Consider the following 16,513-nt stretch of genomic DNA (forward strand, 5'->3'; position numbering starts at 1 on the left):
TGAATTTAATATGTAGAGTTAACGATGAAGTTTTATCGCTGACTACTGAAAATTGCCATATATATCAATCACAAATTCTCGCTGTTTAGCGTACTCTCCAGGTGTATTGCCAATGGCGTTTTTTAAATAACGGATTAAGTGTGGCTGATCGCTAAAACCAAATTGCAGCGCAACATCACTCCAATCAATCTCATCTTGTTGATATTTTGATAAGTAAGTCAGTAGATTATCGAGTTTATTAATCGACTGGCATTGCTTTAATGTCATGCCAATAACCCGTAAAAAACTACGCTCTAATGTGCGCTGTGAACAATGCAGTTGGTCACCCATGTTTGAAATTGCAACCGCTTGCGGTAAAGCTAAGGCTTTTTTGACTAATGCGCTGTGCTTATCTTCTTTCGCTGTTTGTAGCCATGGCAGTAACAGCTCATCTAATTGGGCTGTACATTCAGTTTGCTGAAACTCAGCCGCTGATAATAGCCCTTCGATATTACAGATTTTGTTTTGAGAAAGTGGCTTAAATATGTCTGAGACATCGACTTGAGCAATATCATTAATTTGCAGCGCAGTTGGCGCAAGGTTTAAGCCGTATAAGGCGCCAGCATGAAACTTTACGCCTAGTAAGGTCATAGGTTCACTATGATCCATCGTGTAGGTTTTGTTATAGGGAAATAACCAATGACTGCCTTTGCCCTGAGTGGTCGTGGCTTCTGAACGATAGTCATACGCTTGCGATTTAGGCGTGATAATTAAGTGGCCACAGGTATCGGGGTTAAGCTTTGGGAGATCGATGCCGTCATCATCTTTATGGGTTTTAATAAACCAATAGCATTCAACAAAATGCGAGACAATGTCATTATTCGGCGGGATCACCCAGCCTTTCATGCGGTAACCTTTGGCGTACAAGCCTCGTCTGCGCAACATTCGTTTTGTAAAAAGCCAATCACAGATTCGAGTTGCTCAAATTCGGCAACGCAAAATAAAGTACGGCCTTCACGTCGCTGCGAAATCAAGCCTGCAGAGGCCAAACTAGAGATGTGGTGAGATAACGTCGAACCAGGAATAGCTAAAGACTCCTGTAATCCACCGACAGCAATGCCCTGATAACCCGCGCGAACCACTTTATTATAAATGGTAAGCCGTGTTGGATGACCCAGTTCTTTCAATGCTTTAGCGATAGTCTCAATTTCCATAACCATACCTTTTGTAAATTATATTTCGATAATACTAGAAATATATTGATCTATCCAGTTTAAAGGAATATATTTCGATTATTCTAGAAATATAGTTAATTAGGTGTAAATGATGTTTGATTCTAACTTCATCAATATGGATATGCTCATGGAAACCCTCGACATGTTTATGTTCTTAGCCGTTGAGCTAACCATTTTATTTTTGGCGATCAGCTATTTTGTCGGCGTATTGCAGCTATACATTCCACCGACAAAAATACAACGTATCTTGAGTAGTAAAGGCGGCCGTGGTTACATTGTCGCTGGTTTTCTGGGCGCAATAACCCCGTTCTGCTCTTGCTCGACCATCCCTTTTTTAAAAGGGCTATTAAGAGCAAAAGCAGGGTTTGGCACCATGATGGTGTTCTTGTTTGCAAGTCCTTTGCTAAACCCAATTATCATTGGTTTATTTGCGGTGACATTTGGTCTTAAAGTGACTCTGTTTTACTTTGTGATGGCAATGGGCGTATCAGTTATTGCTGGCTACACCCTTGAAAAACTTGGCTTTGAGAAATATGTGAAACCTGAAGCCTATATAGCCCCTGAGTCAAAAGGTTGTGGCAGTGGATGTGGTGGTAAAGCTAAAGAAGTCAGTAAATGGCGCAAAGTATGGAACAGCACATGGGCAGATTTTAAAACCGTTTTACCGTACTTATTAGGCGGTATTGCGATTGGCTCATTAATCTATGGTTTTATGCCAACCGAGTTTGTGGCCAGTTTTGCTAGCGAAGATAACCCATTTGCCATTCCTGTAGCTGCGGTCATTGGTATTCCTTTATACATCCGAGCTGAAGCGGTAATTCCATTAAGCGCTGCATTAGCAGCAAAAGGGATGGGACTAGGTGCGGTAATGGCGCTGATTATTGGCAGTGCAGGAGCCAGCTTAACTGAAGTCATCTTGCTTAAATCAATATTTAAAAATCAAATGATTGCGGCGTTTTTAGTGGTCATTATAGCGATGGCGATTGGTGCAGGCTTGTTGTATCAGTTTATTTTTTAAGCTCATTTTATGATAAAGCACTCAACACAGGTTAATCGCCGTGTTGAGTGCTTTACTCTTTTTTGCTCATTTTTTATTCGCTTTGCTCTGAGCAAGCGGTAAACGTCTCGGCTGAAACGCCCAATTCTCCGGAAAAGTTTTCGACTAAACAGGCTGTGGTTTTCTCATCATCTTCATCTTGCATATGTTTTTCTACGCAAGTTCGCATCACTGAGCGAAACACCGATTCAACCTTGGCTTCTGACTGATTGGTGCAACTGGCCATATTGGCAAATTCACCTTCTGCTTTCATTTGATTGACCGACATATCAATCATGAGATTCATTTGTTCAGGGCTGATAGTGGCAGCATTGCTCGAGGGCGCTATTGATAACGACAATAGTAATAGGGGTAAAATAATCGCGGCTTTCATGTATTAATCCTTTAATGTAATGTCCATATTGATGGTAAGAAATGAAACCTAAGATAAAGTCAGTCACTGATTCATCTTAGTAGAACTTGCATCATCATTTAAAGATAGCAGCATTGATTGGGTGATTGAACCAGCGATTGAACCAGCGATTGAACTATCGATTAAGTGAGAGTAAATAACCAATTAACACTTTGTCTTGAATAACGGGAAACATTGATGAAATCAATCATGGAGTATTTACGGCTGATATTATTTGTCAGTGGTGTACTGCTTGGAGTGCAAGTGCCTGCATTTGTCGATCAATATGGTCAGCGACTTCAAGCCCATACCCAAGAAGCCAAGCTCAGCCTGGATGAATTTCAGCGCGATGCCGACCGATTTTTTGCGGGCGATATCCAAAAGTTAATTAGCCACTATCAGCAAAACCCAGATCAAGTGATTAATGCCGGCGGCGACAGTATTGAAGCGATTTATCAACGCTATCAATTGCTCAATGGCGCACTGAATCAGTTTAATCAAACGGCTTACAGTGGCTTTGAACAAGTGGCTTTTGAGCCAATGGAAGATATTAGGCAAGAAGTATGGAATAACTTTAGCCATACAATCATGCTAGATACGCGGGCAATTGCTATCGGATTAGTATTGGGTTTTCTACTGTCGTTAATCTGTGAACTATGTTTAGTGGGTTGTGGCAAAGGTTGTAAACATGCTTATCGAGCCCTAAAACCGAAAGGGCAACCAGCCCTTAAATCTGAGCACGACTAACCCATTCAATGACTTTTAATCTGGTCATTATGATTGTTATATTAACTGTTATTTTCATTGTGACTGTCATTAACCATACAAACCCTCGGTGTTTGTGATGGCCATTTCGCTTTATGCTAGCGCTTAACTAATTAGCAGTTCATTTTAATATTACTTTTAAACGTAAATCGAAAGATAAGGATTCCCCATGATAGAACAAGGACAAGCTTTACCCGCTGGTACATTAAGCGAACTGACAGATGATGGCATGCTAAACCATGACGTAAGTGAGTTTTTCGCCGCTAAAAAAGTCGTGCTATTTGCTGTACCTGGCGCGTTTACACCAACTTGTTCAGAAGCGCATTTACCGGGCTTTGTAGTATTCGCTGACCAACTTAAAGCCAAAGGCGTGGATTTAATTGCCTGTGTTTCAGTTAATGATGCTTTTGTCATGAAAGCATGGGGCGCAGCACAAAATGCATCTGAACTCACCATGCTAGCTGATGGCGATGCAAGCTTTACCAAAGCATTAGGCTTAGACATGGATACCGCAGGATTTGGCGGCGTACGTTCACAACGCTATGCCATGGTTGTAGATAACGGTGTGGTGACCACTTTGAATGTAGAAGCACCAAAGTCGTTTGAAGTGAGTACAGCAGAAGCGATATTAGCAACGTTATAAATGGTGCTAGTTTGACTCACTTTTATACTGTTGATTTCATGTCGATTATTTAAAGATACAATCGCAGGGTTCCACCCTGCACTGGCCAAAAGGGAGTGAACGGCTACTCCCTCTTGGATCTCCCATCCGCTCCGAATAAGTGCTGTTTCCTCGACGATAAAAGTGAATTAGCTAACGCTTCAGATGCGCCATCCATGGCTTAACTGAGGCTATGTTGGCATCCATGCCAACCTCACGCTAATTCACTTAATCGTCTCGGGCACTTCTCACGGAGACCATTGAGCCCGACAGTTCATATGAAGTTGCAGACTCTTTATGAACAGAATACGTAAGTCCAAACATGGCCTTTCTCGCACATCCATGTGCTTCGAGGCATTTAGTGCATCCTGCAATTAAGATTCGGCTAGCTTTCGAGGTGAAGGGAAGCGCCACGACTTTATGTCTTATTTAAAATGCATTAAATAATGAATAATTCACATCACTAAAACACACTTCTTCTTGCCGTTGCAGCCACAACGACTTCTGTTTCAATTCCTAAGCTTTGCTCAATGGTACTGACACTCTCTGCGACTTCAGTGGCGATAGCTTGGCTTTGATCTGATGCACTTTGTGCATGGGTATTGAGGCTTTCCATTGCGGTGACAAATTCATCTAAATAATTGACTTGTTGGTTAGCAAAGTCAGAGCCTTGTTTTGCGGTGCCGACCATTTCGCTGGCTTGGGCTTGTACCGTTTTGGCAACATCTAACAAGTGAGTTGCGCGTAATTGTTGGCTTTCGGTCGCATCACCAATGCCTTGTACGCTTTGGGTTAATGCCTTATTAGATACCGTAAGTTGTTCTAAAATATTCATAATATCTTTAAGGGATATTTGAGTGCGGTGAGATAAGTTACGCACTTCATCAGCAACAACGGCAAAGCCGCGGCCTTGTTCGCCTGCGCGGGCAGCTTCAATAGCTGCATTCAAGGCCAGTAGATTCGTTTGCTCGGCGATGTTGCCAATCACATCAATAATTTTTGATACATCCGTGACAGAAGTCGATAAGTTGGTCAGTGATTCATAACAATTGGTCACTGCGTGTTGCGATGTTTCAGTCGCTTCTAATACGGCTTCTGCTTGGGTTTGGCTTGCCTGCATATGTTCCATGGTGGCAGTGGCTTTTTGCTCAACAATGGATGAGTTTTGTTCTACTTCACTGGCTAGTTCTCGTAAATGGCTGGTTTGTGTTTGCGCGACATTGACCACTTCTTGAGTTTGTTCTGTGGTGGTCGAGATTTGCTTGATCCTGTCAATTAATGAGCTTAATGAGTGCGATACTTTAGACACTTGTTGACGCTGACTTTCGTCTTCTTGCTCAAATCGGTTTAATAGTTGGTTGAAGTGACTTGCTATTTGGCCTGTTTCACAACGGCTATTAATTTGAAGTTGCTCACGCTGATTGGACTCACTTAGTTTCATAAAGGCCGCATTTAAGCGTTTTAGCGGTTGTACAACTCGGCGTTGCTGCAGCCATAAATAACCAAAGGCAAATAAACCAATGATAATCACCATTGAATATAAAATGGTTTGTAGCTGCTTTTTTAAATCATGATCATATTCAGCGTGCACTTTTCCTAGACGCAGCAACTGTTGCTCCACTTGATCAGTGTCGGCAGACAATTGTGATTGCACCAAAAGATTATCGGCGAGTAAGTTATGGGTATTGGCCACTTCTTTGTCATAGCGCAGGCTTAAACTGAGTAATTCATCGCGATAAGATTCACCTATTTCAAACTGCTCAGGCTCATCTGCACCTAAGGCAAATTCATCGACTTCTTCTTGTTCAAAAATTCCAATTAGAGAGAGTTTTGTTAATTGCTCATGCCATTGATTTAGCGCTTGTATATTACGTTGTAGGCTAGCTTCTAAGCGACTGTCTTTACCTATTAAATAGCCTTCAGTGAGTTGTGATAACTGAAACACCAATGGTGGTAGCTCACGGGTTAATTGTAAATATGATTGGGCTAAATCAGCATCCACTGCCAAGCCTTTTTCGGCGTAAGCGGCGAGGCGCATATTATTATCAAGCATTTCAGACTCTGAATAAGCCAGTAACTGCCTTGGGTTACCTGCTAGTTTTCCTGCCGCAAGGTAGCGGTTATTCAAATTTGCGACAAATTCAGCTAAAAATTGCTGTATAGAGGTGGTGGCTGCTGTTGCTGAAGCTAAGTCAATTTGGCCGATCTGATGGGAGATTTCGGTGAGTTCTTGCCTTGCTTGGCTAAGAATTTCACTGTCTCCCGATTGCAAATAAGCATTGATATTGGGGCGAACCTTGAGCAAAAAAGTGTGTTGTATCTGTTGCAGAGTATTTGCTTGTAATTCGACTTGCTGACGTTTGTCTGTACTCCAAAGGACTGTGGCCGCTAAAAGTCCTGCCAGTAGCAACAATATTGCCGAAGCTGTTAAGGAAAGAGTGGAAATCTTCATTGAAATGTTAGCTTTTTGGAGATTAAGTATTGAGGATTTTATGAATTAAATATGACAGTAAGATTACATTTTGTGTATCAACTTGTATCTTGGTGCGTAATTAAATCCTTGTTTTTTATATGGTTAAATGTAAAAAAGACTAAGATGATTGCAATGAAATAGGGGTTAACACCTAAATAGAGTCATTGCTCTATCTCTTAGTGGATATAAGGTGTTACTTGCTTATGAACGACCGAATGTATGAGAACAATTGTTAAATGAGCGCTAGATAAAATGAAATTAATCTAAAATATATTGATCTAAATCAAATGCATGTTTATTATCTTGTTAAAACATGCATTTTAAATACATATTAGAGGTTGTTTATGTTAGATCAGCATACTAAAGACGTTGTTAAGAGCACTATTCCATTATTAGAAGCGGCAGGTCCTGCACTGACTACGCATTTTTATCAACGTATGTTTGAACATAATCCTGAGTTAAAAGATGTATTTAACTTGGCCCATCAACATACTGGTGGCCAACCTGTTGCCTTGTTTAATGCCGTTGCCGCTTACGCAAAAAATATTGATAACCTAGAAGCACTGGGCGCCGCAGTTGAGCGCATTGCCCATAAACACACAGGTTTCTTAATCAAGCCAGAGCAGTACGCCATTGTTGGTGGTCACCTTTTAGCGACACTTAAAGAACTCGGCGGCGATGCCGTGACTGAAGAAGTGCTGACCGCTTGGGGTAATGCATATGGCTTTTTAGCGGACATCTTTATCAACCGCGAAGCACAGCTTTATCAACAAACAGCGGCTAAAACTGGCGGCTGGGAAGGCACACGCCGCTTTGTGGTTAAAGCAAAAACAGCAGAGTCTTCAGTTATCACTTCATTCCTGTTAGCACCTGAAGACGGTCAGCCAGTCGTCGAATTCACTCCAGGGCAATACTTAAGTGTGTCGCTTGAGCATGAACAGCTTGAGTTTACTGAAATTCGTCAGTATTCATTATCAGATGCACCTAATGGCAGTACGTACCGCATTAGTGTTAAGCGTGAACAGGGCGGTAAAGTTTCTAACTTACTGCATGAGCATTACCAAGTCGGAGATATCATCGATGTGGTTGCACCTGCGGGTGATTTTGTGCTGAATACCGCTGCTGAAACGCCTGTAGTGTTGTTGTCGGCTGGTGTCGGCCTTACGCCAATGAAGAGCATGTTGAACCAGCTATTATCGCAATCACATACAGCGAATATCACTTGGGTTCATGCCTGTGAAGATGGCGCACAGCACAGCTTTAAACAAGCAATTAAAGCCAAACGAGATGTGAATACCAACTTAGAAAGCTACGTTTGGTATCGCCAGCCTTTAGCGACAGATTTACCTGCCGAAGATTTTGATTTTGAAGGGACTGTAGAGCTTAATAACATCGCCGAAAGTATTGTGCCAAATGCAGAGTATTACTTCTGTGGCCCTATCGGTTTTATGAAAGCCATCAAGCAGCAATTACTTGGGTTAAATGTGCCAGAGTCGCAATTACATTACGAAGTCTTTGGCCCTCACGCAGATTTATAATCTGTATTAAACCGATTTTTATATAGCAAAAAGCGACTCATCGAGTCGCTTTTTTGTTGAATGAAATTGACTTAAAACAGGGTTAGCTAAGAGCCACTTACTGGTTTTCTATTGGCAACCATACTTGCGCTCTAAGGCCGCCTTCAGGTCGGTTTTTAAGTTCAATCTTGCCGTGGTGACGGTCGATAATTCGTTTCACAATGGCTAAGCCAAGACCTGAACCTACTGAACCTCGGGCACTGTCACCTTGGGTGAATGGTTGAAACAGCTTTTCAATCTCTGCTTCATTAATGCCAGGGCCGTTATCTTCGATAATAAAACTGACACCTTTAGCGGTTTGATACGAACTGATTTTTATCAAGCCGTTACCGTAGCGAAAGCCATTTTCTACTAAATTACTTAATACTCGTTTAATCGCCACGCTTTGAAAAGGCACCAATGGACAATCTTGTAAATTGAGTTCAATGTTGCCTTCTCGGTGCATTTCCTGTTGGTTGATTTCCTGGATCAAGCGGTTGATATCATTAAGCTCTCTGGCACTTTCTTGGTCGTGACGCACATAAGCAATAAACTGGTTAATGATGTCATCCATATCTTCAATATCGGTGACTATGCCATCTTTAAGGTATTGATCTTCATCCACCATCATTTCAGAGGCTAAGCGAATACGTGTCAGTGGCGTACGTAGGTCGTGGGATATGCCAGCCATCAGTAACGCTCGATCTTGCTCAAGTTGCTTCATACTGTGAGACATTTGATTAAAAGCGTGAGTTACCTCGACGATTTCAGATGATCCACTTAAGGGTAATGGCTCTGGGAATTCGCCTTTAGATACAGAGAAAGCAGCGCGTTGTAAACGCTTAAGCGGCCTATTGAGCCTGCGTGCAAACCACCATCCACCAGCGACACTGAGCGCACCAATTACCAATAAATACAATGTTAGTGGTGATAAATCATTTTCGTTTAACCCTGTCAGCGGTACTTTTATCCACAGAGTCGGTGCTTGTGGCGGTCTGATCCACACTTGCAGTTGTTTACCTTGAGAAAAGCGCACTTCCGCTTCGCCGCCAAGGTACTCAGACATTTGTTCGGATAAAAAACCATAATAGGTGGCCGATTCGAGCCCCGCTGCAATGGCGTTTTGCTGATTGTAAACTTTCATCTCATCATCGCGCACTTTTGCATTGAGGGCATCAACAACGGTGAGGTTTTCACGGGTGATGACAACACCATCAATAAACAATAAGTTTATTTGTCGTGCGATGAGTTGGTTGATTTGTTCATAACTGGGTTTAATAAAATAAACCGTTACAGAGAGGTAAGAAACCAGTTGATTAATCAGTAGCAAACTACCAATAAGCAATACGGTTTGGCTGAAAGAATTACGTGGCAGAAAACGCTGCCACCATTTCAGTTTGATTGCTTTTGGCTGGCTAATGGTTTGTGACTGGCTGATAGAAATTAACCCCGAGCAGTGCCGTCAGGCACGAACACATAACCTAAACCCCAAACCGTTTGGATATAGCGTGGGTTAGCGGCATCAACTTCGATTAATCGGCGTAAGCGAGACACTTGTACGTCAATAGAACGCTCTAGTGCTGAGTAGTCACGACCACGGGCAAGGTTCATGAGCTTATCGCGCGATAATGGCTCTCTTGGGTGAGATACCAATACTTTAAGCACGGCAAATTCACCCGAGGTGAGAGCGATACTTTTTTCTTCATGGAACATTTCGCGGGTTGCAAGGTTCAATGAAAAGTCACCAAAACTAATCACTTCTTCTTGTTGCGCTGGTGCTCCAGGCACTTCTGCTGTTTGACGACGCATCACAGCTTTAATGCGCGCGAGTAATTCACGTGGATTAAACGGTTTTGGCAAATAATCATCGGCGCCAAGTTCTAAGCCAATAATACGGTCAACTTCGTCGCCTTTGGCGGTGAGCATGACAATTGGGATTGGGTTTTCTTGTTGACGTAAGCGACGGCAGATTGATAAACCATCCTCACCCGGCAGCATTAAGTCTAAAACCAATAAATGAAAGTTTTCGCGCTCTAATAAGCGATCCATTTGTTCAGCATTAGCTGCGCTGCGCACTTGATAACCTTGTTCAAGTAAATAGCGTTCTAATAATGATCTGAGTCGCATGTCATCATCGACAACGAGAATTTTAGATGTTTCCTGGCCCATGAAATATCCTTTTGTCTAAATTTCGGCGCTAAATACAGTTAGTAAGCTAAATATAGCGACTTTATTAGAGTGCAAACAAGAGGTGTAATAGTAGTTTATGATTGTGCAGGGATAATATGACGAAGTTATTAGATTAAGTCTATGAAATTAATTGAATTTAATGATATTGATTGGAATATTAGAAATTGTAACTAAATCAGTTTTTTCGCATTAATCGCGAAAAAGTATCAATCACGCCATCTTCGTTGTTATCGAGGAGGAAGATGAGCTGATCATCATGAAGTTTGACATTAAAAGCTGCCGATGCAATTTCACCGTAGCGACTAAAGCCTGTTTGGTTGTTGTCATCATATTGAGCCTGAAAATAAACTTCTTCAGAATCTGATTGATGCTGATATTGACCCCATTCCATTCCCGTGAGTTCGTCATCATGGTCAAAGTTAATTTGTAACTGTACATATAAGCCATTATCGAGCATCAATACGGCATACAAGTCATCATATTCTTGGTTATACCAGTAACCTTCAATGTCTCGCGAGCGCAGTTGTTCGTATTCAACAATATTGTCGATGGAATTGTCGGCTTGTTTATCCATATTCAACTGCAATCTTGATGCGTCATTATTGAGGTAAACATGACTGTGATTGTGCTTAGTAAGTAAGGTGATAAACCCTTTGGATGGGTTATTGCTAAAGGTGGGGTTGAAGGAAATGGATATTGGCATATCCACGAAAGCGGTGGTATTAGATAACGCAAAACTGCCCCATTCAGCGAAACTATTACTCGGCTCATTTAAGTCCAGCCCAATTTGCAGGTAACTTTGATCTTCATTTATTTGCAGTAGTTCAATATGCCCAGCTTGCTGGCTAAGCCAGTTGCCTATGATGTATTCAGGTAGGTGGTTACTCGGTTGTGCCTTGAAACTTATCAGCATCAGAAGCGTCACACCAACTAACATCATCCAGAAAACCCTACTACACATAAAAGTTCCTTTTTTATGTTATTTACTCGATACAGGGTAAATAAAAACCGGATCTCAAGTTTAGTAAAGAAACATCATAGGGCAAGAAATTGTAGAATAATTCGCCATAAAGTTGACGTATGTATGAGTAATGCACTGTTTTTGGGCAGGTGTCAGGTTTATTATACCTCTAAGTTAGTATAAGAAATCTTGTTGATATACCAATCTTGGGGGCCATTGGGGGTAGGGACAACGGCATCGTCATCGACTTCTTTTTTGAGTAATGCACGGGCCATGGGTGAATCAATAGAAATATAGCCTTTAGCATCGCCGTAAATCTCATCAGGACCAACAATGCGAAATTGTAAAATATCACCGGCATCATTTTCAATTTCGACCCAAGCGCCAAAGAAGATTTTTCCTTCTTGTTCTGGGGCATACTCAACGACTTTTAAACTTTCGATACGTTTGCGCAAAAAACGGACTCGACCATCGATTTGGCGCAATAAACGTTTGTTTTCTTTGTAGTCAGCATTTTCGCTACGGTCACCAAGGCTAGCTGCCCAAGCCACTTTTTTGGTGATCTCAGGACGGTATTCTCGCCATAGATAGTTCAATTCAGTTTTTAGTTTGGTCATCCCTTCCGGGGTGATGAGATTGGTCTTCACTTGGTTTGCTACTCAATGATGCTGATATATCTGATTGAGTGAAATTACCTAAAAGGAGTGCGGTTGTCGATAGCGCTTTTTGATAAGTATGGGGCTAGTTACCCATATTTCGGCTTTGACTGCGACGTTGATGACGTAATTGCGATAACTGACTCATCGCAGTGATAACCTTTTGGCTCTGATTACAGATAACAGCGTGTCTGGCATCAATGCTTTGATTACTTGCGTTAGCCTGAGTATCGGCTTGCTTCAAACACTGTTTGGCATAATGCTCAGTGATTTGCACAATTAACGCTTCGGCTTGGCTGAGATCATTGCTGTTTATTTCTTTGACGAAGAGGAGTAAAAAGCAATCGAATAGGGCGCTAAAAACATCAGCATTAGCAAACTCTGACTCAATACAGACTTGCCTGCGGGACTCATCAATTAAAGCGGCGACTAAGTTGGCAATTGTAGTAGCGTTGGTTGCCCCGACTAAAAGGCTGTTTACGTAGGTGTCTTGTTGCCAAAACGCGACCAATTGATGCGACCATTCGGCCTTATCCCATTGCTCGCCCATTGCGTGAATGACTGACATAACAAGCTCCTACGAAAACAACATATATCGAGTATAAAACCAGGTTAAACAGCTACCTAAATAACTTTCTTGGCATAGGTAATATTTTAAATGCTTCGGCTAGTTCCGCTAAATAGTCATTAGCCAATAGCGAGATACCTACATAAAAGTCGGTCTCAGCATTGATTTTGGCCAGCTCTAAACAGCGTCCTGCCCATGGCAACATATGTTGTTGCAATAGCACTTGGATAAACTGTGTTAGCTGCTGTGCATCAGTGTCAGAATCTGGGTTAGTCGCCGCCTCTTGCAAGGTAGCAAAGCTTGAATCCAGTACACTAAAGAACAAACCGATATGATCCACTGGCTGTGGCATTGTTAGGTCGAAGTTAACCCCGTATTGCTTATAAAAATCAATGAGTGCAATGGTTGATGCATCGAAATGCACTTGATCTTCACCTAAATACGCAGAACCCTGTGGAATAGCTTTAGGTTCACCAGGACCAAAGAAAAGCTGGCCGTAGTCGACTTTTAAATCAAGTAACTGTTCGGCTTCATTCCAATGATTCAGATAGGTTGTTAGAGCGTCACGTCCTTGTTGATTATCGCTACGGTTGGCAAATGTAGGCCAAGTTGCAGCGACGTCATTTTCTACCATGCTGTGAATTAATTCAGCATCTGGATAATGACAAAATAGGTTATGTAAAATACGTGCGATTGCTTGGTATTCACTTAACTGTTCAACTGACTGTTCAATACTCATTTAACTTTTCCTCAAAAAGGGCAGTGATGAAGCACCACCGCCAGATCTGATTATACTTCGTTAGGGTTCAAGATTTTACCTGCACCAGCACCTGCTGGTTGACCATTGCGGTTTGCTTTAATGATCAAGTTAGGTGTAGTGATTGATGGATCTGGTAATGGTGCAATATGCCCATCACCAGCGCCATATTTAGCTTGAATGTTTTCTACTGTATCAAAATCCATTGCACGCATTGGGCAAGATTCAACACAGATAGGCTTACGCCCTTCAGCTAGTCTGTCATAACAACCGTCACACTTGGTCATCACTTTACGTTCTTGATCTAATTGCGGCGCGTCATATGGACATGCACGTGAACAGCTTTCACAGGCAATACATAAGTCTTCAGCCACATGCACTAAACCGTCTTCACGACGTTTGTGCATTGCACCTGTTGGACAAGCCTTAACACAAACTGGCTCGCTACAGTGGTTACAGCCAATAGACATGTAGTAAGCAAATACGTCTTGCTCAAAAGTACCAGTTGCTGGATCGACATTCCAAGATCCGCCACCGTATTCATATACGCGGCGCCAGTTAACACCATTTAAACTAGGTACGCCGTTTTCAACTGGCTTAGTTGCATTGCGAATCTCTTCGCCTTGTCTGTCTTTACAAGAGATATGGCAGGCTTTACAGCCAGTACATTTTGTCGTATCGACATAGAAACAATATTGGATAGCATCGCTCATGGTAGCGCTCCCTTATAAAACTTTACGAAGTTGAACACGGTTAGTGTGTTGTGGATTACCTTTAGCCACTGGGCTAGGCATGTAACGGGTTAGCGAGTTAATCGCGCCGCCAATGTCCACGACTTTGCCAGAAGAGCCAGTGCGACCATTTGGATCAGGTTTGAACCAAGCGCCTTGACCTAAAGCAACGACACCAGGAAGTACGCGAGGTGTGATGCGTACAACCACTTCAATAGAACCACGTTCGTTATACATTTCGACAGTGTCACCAGAGGCTACGCCGTACTGTTGAGCATCAATCGCGTTCATCCATACTGCATCTTCAACCGCTTCACGTAACCAAGGTACGTTGTGGTAGCTAGAGTGAGTACGGCCCTTAGTGTGGTAACCCGCTAATTGCAGTGGGTAATCATCTTTGGTGTCTTCATCTTCATAGCTGTCCCACGTTACTGTGTATTGTGGGATTGCAGTAATGGTGTCGCCTTTAACTTTGTTTTGTTCCCAGTTTGCTGAGCGCCATGCAAGCTCTGCAGAGTGGATTTCAATTTTTCCTGAAGGTGTTGCTAGTGCTTCACCGCCATTCACAAAACCTTGTAGCGCCACGTTGCGGTTTTCCATGTTCTTGCGGAAGAAACCAATTTCTTGTGCTTCTTTGTAAGTTGATGGGAACGCAGGAGTCACACCTAAGTTTTTGCTGTTTGAACGAGTTTGTTGGTAAAGCTCTTCTAACCACTCATCTTCTGTTTTACCTTCAGTAAACTCAGCACCAACACCCATTGCATCAGCGATCATTGCTGATACTTGGTACATTGACTTACAGTCCCAAATTGGGTCTACAGCGGCTTTCATTGCTGTGATGTAACCCATTGCGCCAGAAGCATAAGAGTCATCAACTAAGTCATTTGATTCTAACCAAGAAGTATCTGGAATGATGATGTCGGCAAATTTAGCGCCTGGGGTCATCCAGCAATCACAAGAAACGATAAGCTCAACGCCGCTTTCATCTTTTAAGATTTCTGCAGTACCGTTAATGTCAGCGTGTTGGTTCAATAGCGAGCTATCAGAAGCTGAGATGATCACTTTGATATTAGTGCCAAGTGGCGTATCTAAGTCGTCAGTACCCGTAATACCGTGAGTACGGGCAGTCATGGTTTCACCATTGTGAATCGCTTCTGACCAAGTGAAGAAAGAGATTTTTTCTTTCACTGGGTTAGTGCCTGTAGGGATAGAAGCACGGTACATGTTAGTCATGTTTGGTAGTTCACCGTTTGATGAACCTTCACGACCTAATTTACCTGCTAATACACCTAGCATGTAGATAGCACGAACGGTTTGTTCACCGTTTGCTTGACGGTTAACACCCGCGCCAGCAATGATGTAAGGCTTTTGAGAAGCCATTAAATCGTCTGCAACTTGCTTGATGTTGGCTTCAGAAATACCAGTGATTTTCGCAGCCCATTCAGGCGTACGCGCTTCACGGTCAGCAAACTTGCCTTGCGCCATGATGTAGTCGTAGTAGTTCTCTGCACTGTCCATTGCTGCAGCGTATTCAACTTTTTTCGCATCGCCACTGGCTGCAAATTCTGCTTTTTGTGCTTCGATTGAAGCCGCGTCATAACCGACACTGTTCTTATTGATGAAGTCGATAGAGTTTGCGTCAACCCAACCTGAACTGATCATCAAGTAAGCAATAGCTTCTGCTAATGCAGCATCAGTACCTGGACGGATTGGTAACCAAGATGATTCTTTACCTGTCATTGAGTCAGTGTAACGTGGGTCGATCATCGTGACTTTAAGGCCGTTTGCACGTTGCAGAGCCTGTAAGTAATCGTAACCTTCACCTGAGCCTGATTGACGGATTTCACTTGGGTTGTAAGCAAAACCTAATAAAAAGTCACTGCTTTCAAGCGTTACAGTGGCAGAGCCTGATGTGCTACCAGTACCAAAGGTGTGTTTAGCCGCTTCAGTTTGTTGCGCCCAAGAGTAGTTACCGAAGTATTGTAAGCAACCGCCAACTAAGTTGAATAAACGGTTGAAACAACCATTTGATGCGAAACCATAATATGCGCCAGAGCCGTAGCTTCTGAAAATCGCCTTATTACCGTGTTCAGCAATAACAGAAGTCAGTTTGCCACCGATAGTGCTCGCTGCTTCTTCCCATGTAATTGGCACAAACTTACCTTCGCCGCGCTCACCAACACGTTTCATTGGTGATTTTAAACGGTCAAATGCATAAGTGCGTTGACGTAATGAACGACCACGTGCACAAGCACGAACTTGGTGCATACCGTACTCATCTTGTACATCATGGTGAGTTTCAACGCGGGTAATCATCCCGTCGCGGCTGTAAACTTTAACTGGGCAGTTTGAGCCACAGTTTACTAGACATGCCGACCAAGTTAATGCTTCATCAACTGGTGGTTGCGGTGGTACTGGCTCAGCATCTTTTGAGCTGGAATTACAACCAGTAACGGTGGCAGCACAACCTAAAGCAGCACTCATTTTTAAGAAACTTCTGCGTTCCATTATTAAATCCTCTTACTAAAATTTA

16 protein-coding genes are annotated in these 16,513 nt (G+C 42.5%); 4 read left to right on the forward strand and 12 right to left on the reverse strand.

Annotation, left to right across the window (positions count from 1 at the left end; genetic code table 11):
• Positions 1–42 precede the first annotated feature (42 nt).
• Both AB4153_RS15355 and AB4153_RS15360 read right to left on the reverse strand, forming a co-directional pair.
• Entirely contained in the window at positions 43–924 is an 882-nt protein-coding gene (locus tag AB4153_RS15355; protein WP_371998055.1) for a helix-turn-helix domain-containing protein, read from the reverse strand.
• Positions 882–1,193 carry a helix-turn-helix transcriptional regulator gene (locus tag AB4153_RS15360; protein WP_102528633.1) on the reverse strand — a complete coding sequence of 104 codons (312 nt, stop codon included), beginning with the start codon at positions 1,191–1,193 and terminating at the stop codon, positions 882–884. Before AB4153_RS15360 ends, AB4153_RS15355 begins: the two co-directional genes overlap by 43 nt.
• A 112-nt stretch (positions 1,194–1,305) precedes the next feature.
• Here AB4153_RS15360 and AB4153_RS15365 point away from each other — a divergent pair, with 112 nt between their 5' ends.
• Positions 1,306–2,232, forward strand: coding sequence for a permease (locus tag AB4153_RS15365; RefSeq protein ID WP_229372691.1), 927 nt, complete (start codon positions 1,306–1,308; stop codon positions 2,230–2,232).
• A 73-nt stretch (positions 2,233–2,305) separates the two neighbouring features.
• On the opposite strand, the gene AB4153_RS15370 is transcribed toward AB4153_RS15365, so the two are convergent.
• Entirely contained in the window at positions 2,306–2,644 is a 339-nt protein-coding gene (locus AB4153_RS15370) for a hypothetical protein (RefSeq protein ID WP_102528635.1), read from the reverse strand.
• Positions 2,645–2,860: 216 nt separating this feature from the next.
• On the opposite strand from AB4153_RS15370, the gene AB4153_RS15375 reads away from it, so the two are divergent.
• Both AB4153_RS15375 and AB4153_RS15380 read left to right on the forward strand, forming a co-directional pair.
• On the forward strand, positions 2,861–3,409 hold the full coding sequence (locus AB4153_RS15375; RefSeq protein WP_371998056.1) for a DUF2937 family protein: 549 nt from the start codon (positions 2,861–2,863) through the stop codon (positions 3,407–3,409).
• A 187-nt stretch (positions 3,410–3,596) separates the two neighbouring features.
• Complete coding sequence (locus AB4153_RS15380) at positions 3,597–4,070, forward strand: peroxiredoxin (protein ID WP_371998057.1); 474 nt, start codon at positions 3,597–3,599, stop codon at positions 4,068–4,070.
• A 481-nt stretch (positions 4,071–4,551) separates the two neighbouring features.
• Here the strand turns inward: AB4153_RS15380 and AB4153_RS15385 are convergent, their stop codons facing one another.
• The gene (locus AB4153_RS15385) at positions 4,552–6,540 is read right to left on the reverse strand and encodes a methyl-accepting chemotaxis protein (protein ID WP_371998058.1); all 1,989 of its coding nucleotides are present in this window, start codon (positions 6,538–6,540) and stop codon (positions 4,552–4,554) included.
• 365 nt (positions 6,541–6,905) lie between these two features.
• On the opposite strand from AB4153_RS15385, the gene hmpA reads away from it, so the two are divergent.
• The gene (gene hmpA / locus AB4153_RS15390; RefSeq protein ID WP_371998059.1) at positions 6,906–8,099 is read left to right on the forward strand and encodes an NO-inducible flavohemoprotein; all 1,194 of its coding nucleotides are present in this window, start codon (positions 6,906–6,908) and stop codon (positions 8,097–8,099) included.
• A 97-nt stretch (positions 8,100–8,196) separates the two neighbouring features.
• Here the strand turns inward: hmpA and envZ are convergent, their stop codons facing one another.
• The 8 genes from envZ to AB4153_RS15430 all read right to left on the reverse strand — a co-directional run bounded on the left by envZ (position 8,197) and on the right by AB4153_RS15430 (position 16,488).
• On the reverse strand, positions 8,197–9,519 hold the full coding sequence (envZ, locus tag AB4153_RS15395) for a two-component system sensor histidine kinase EnvZ (RefSeq protein ID WP_102529590.1): 1,323 nt from the start codon (positions 9,517–9,519) through the stop codon (positions 8,197–8,199).
• 41 nt (positions 9,520–9,560) lie between these two features.
• Positions 9,561–10,286 carry a two-component system response regulator OmpR gene (ompR, locus tag AB4153_RS15400; protein WP_102529589.1) on the reverse strand — a complete coding sequence of 242 codons (726 nt, stop codon included), beginning with the start codon at positions 10,284–10,286 and terminating at the stop codon, positions 9,561–9,563.
• A 196-nt stretch (positions 10,287–10,482) separates the two neighbouring features.
• Positions 10,483–11,268, reverse strand: coding sequence for a hypothetical protein (locus AB4153_RS15405; protein WP_248956583.1), 786 nt, complete (start codon positions 11,266–11,268; stop codon positions 10,483–10,485).
• A gap of 161 nt (positions 11,269–11,429) precedes the next feature.
• Positions 11,430–11,915 carry a transcription elongation factor GreB gene (greB, locus tag AB4153_RS15410; RefSeq protein ID WP_102529587.1) on the reverse strand — a complete coding sequence of 162 codons (486 nt, stop codon included), beginning with the start codon at positions 11,913–11,915 and terminating at the stop codon, positions 11,430–11,432.
• Between the two features lie 94 nt (positions 11,916–12,009).
• Positions 12,010–12,492, reverse strand: a complete 483-nt coding sequence (locus tag AB4153_RS15415) for a hypothetical protein (RefSeq protein WP_371998060.1) — start codon at positions 12,490–12,492, stop codon at positions 12,010–12,012.
• Between the two features lie 52 nt (positions 12,493–12,544).
• The gene (locus AB4153_RS15420) at positions 12,545–13,231 is read right to left on the reverse strand and encodes a molecular chaperone (RefSeq protein ID WP_248956586.1); all 687 of its coding nucleotides are present in this window, start codon (positions 13,229–13,231) and stop codon (positions 12,545–12,547) included.
• A gap of 50 nt (positions 13,232–13,281) precedes the next feature.
• Positions 13,282–13,962, reverse strand: a complete 681-nt coding sequence (locus AB4153_RS15425; RefSeq protein WP_102529584.1) for a DMSO/selenate family reductase complex B subunit — start codon at positions 13,960–13,962, stop codon at positions 13,282–13,284.
• Between the two features lie 12 nt (positions 13,963–13,974).
• A complete protein-coding gene (locus AB4153_RS15430) occupies positions 13,975–16,488 on the reverse strand; it encodes a DMSO/selenate family reductase complex A subunit (RefSeq protein WP_102529583.1) in 2,514 nt (837 codons plus the stop codon).
• Positions 16,489–16,513 lie beyond the last annotated feature (25 nt).

Source organism: Shewanella sp. 10N.286.52.E4 (assembly GCF_041468785.1).
GTDB classification, from domain to species: Bacteria; Pseudomonadota; Gammaproteobacteria; order Enterobacterales; family Shewanellaceae; genus Shewanella; species Shewanella electrodiphila.

Coding starts and splice junctions, on each gene's coding strand:
- AB4153_RS15380 (WP_371998057.1), top strand. CDS start 3,597: ATGATAGAACAAGGACAAGCTTTACCCGCTGGTACATTAAGCGAACTG.
- AB4153_RS15365 (WP_229372691.1), top strand. CDS start 1,306: ATGTTTGATTCTAACTTCATCAATATGGATATGCTCATGGAAACCCTC.
- AB4153_RS15360 (WP_102528633.1), bottom strand. CDS start 1,193: ATGGAAATTGAGACTATCGCTAAAGCATTGAAAGAACTGGGTCATCCA.
- AB4153_RS15415 (WP_371998060.1), bottom strand. CDS start 12,492: ATGTCAGTCATTCACGCAATGGGCGAGCAATGGGATAAGGCCGAATGG.
- AB4153_RS15355 (WP_371998055.1), bottom strand. CDS start 924: ATGTTGCGCAGACGAGGCTTGTACGCCAAAGGTTACCGCATGAAAGGC.
- AB4153_RS15385 (WP_371998058.1), bottom strand. CDS start 6,540: ATGAAGATTTCCACTCTTTCCTTAACAGCTTCGGCAATATTGTTGCTA.
- AB4153_RS15375 (WP_371998056.1), top strand. CDS start 2,861: ATGAAATCAATCATGGAGTATTTACGGCTGATATTATTTGTCAGTGGT.
- AB4153_RS15430 (WP_102529583.1), bottom strand. CDS start 16,488: ATGGAACGCAGAAGTTTCTTAAAAATGAGTGCTGCTTTAGGTTGTGCT.
- AB4153_RS15420 (WP_248956586.1), bottom strand. CDS start 13,231: ATGAGTATTGAACAGTCAGTTGAACAGTTAAGTGAATACCAAGCAATC.
- AB4153_RS15405 (WP_248956583.1), bottom strand. CDS start 11,268: ATGTGTAGTAGGGTTTTCTGGATGATGTTAGTTGGTGTGACGCTTCTG.
- AB4153_RS15370 (WP_102528635.1), bottom strand. CDS start 2,644: ATGAAAGCCGCGATTATTTTACCCCTATTACTATTGTCGTTATCAATA.
- AB4153_RS15425 (WP_102529584.1), bottom strand. CDS start 13,962: ATGAGCGATGCTATCCAATATTGTTTCTATGTCGATACGACAAAATGT.
- hmpA (WP_371998059.1), top strand. CDS start 6,906: ATGTTAGATCAGCATACTAAAGACGTTGTTAAGAGCACTATTCCATTA.
- ompR (WP_102529589.1), bottom strand. CDS start 10,286: ATGGGCCAGGAAACATCTAAAATTCTCGTTGTCGATGATGACATGCGA.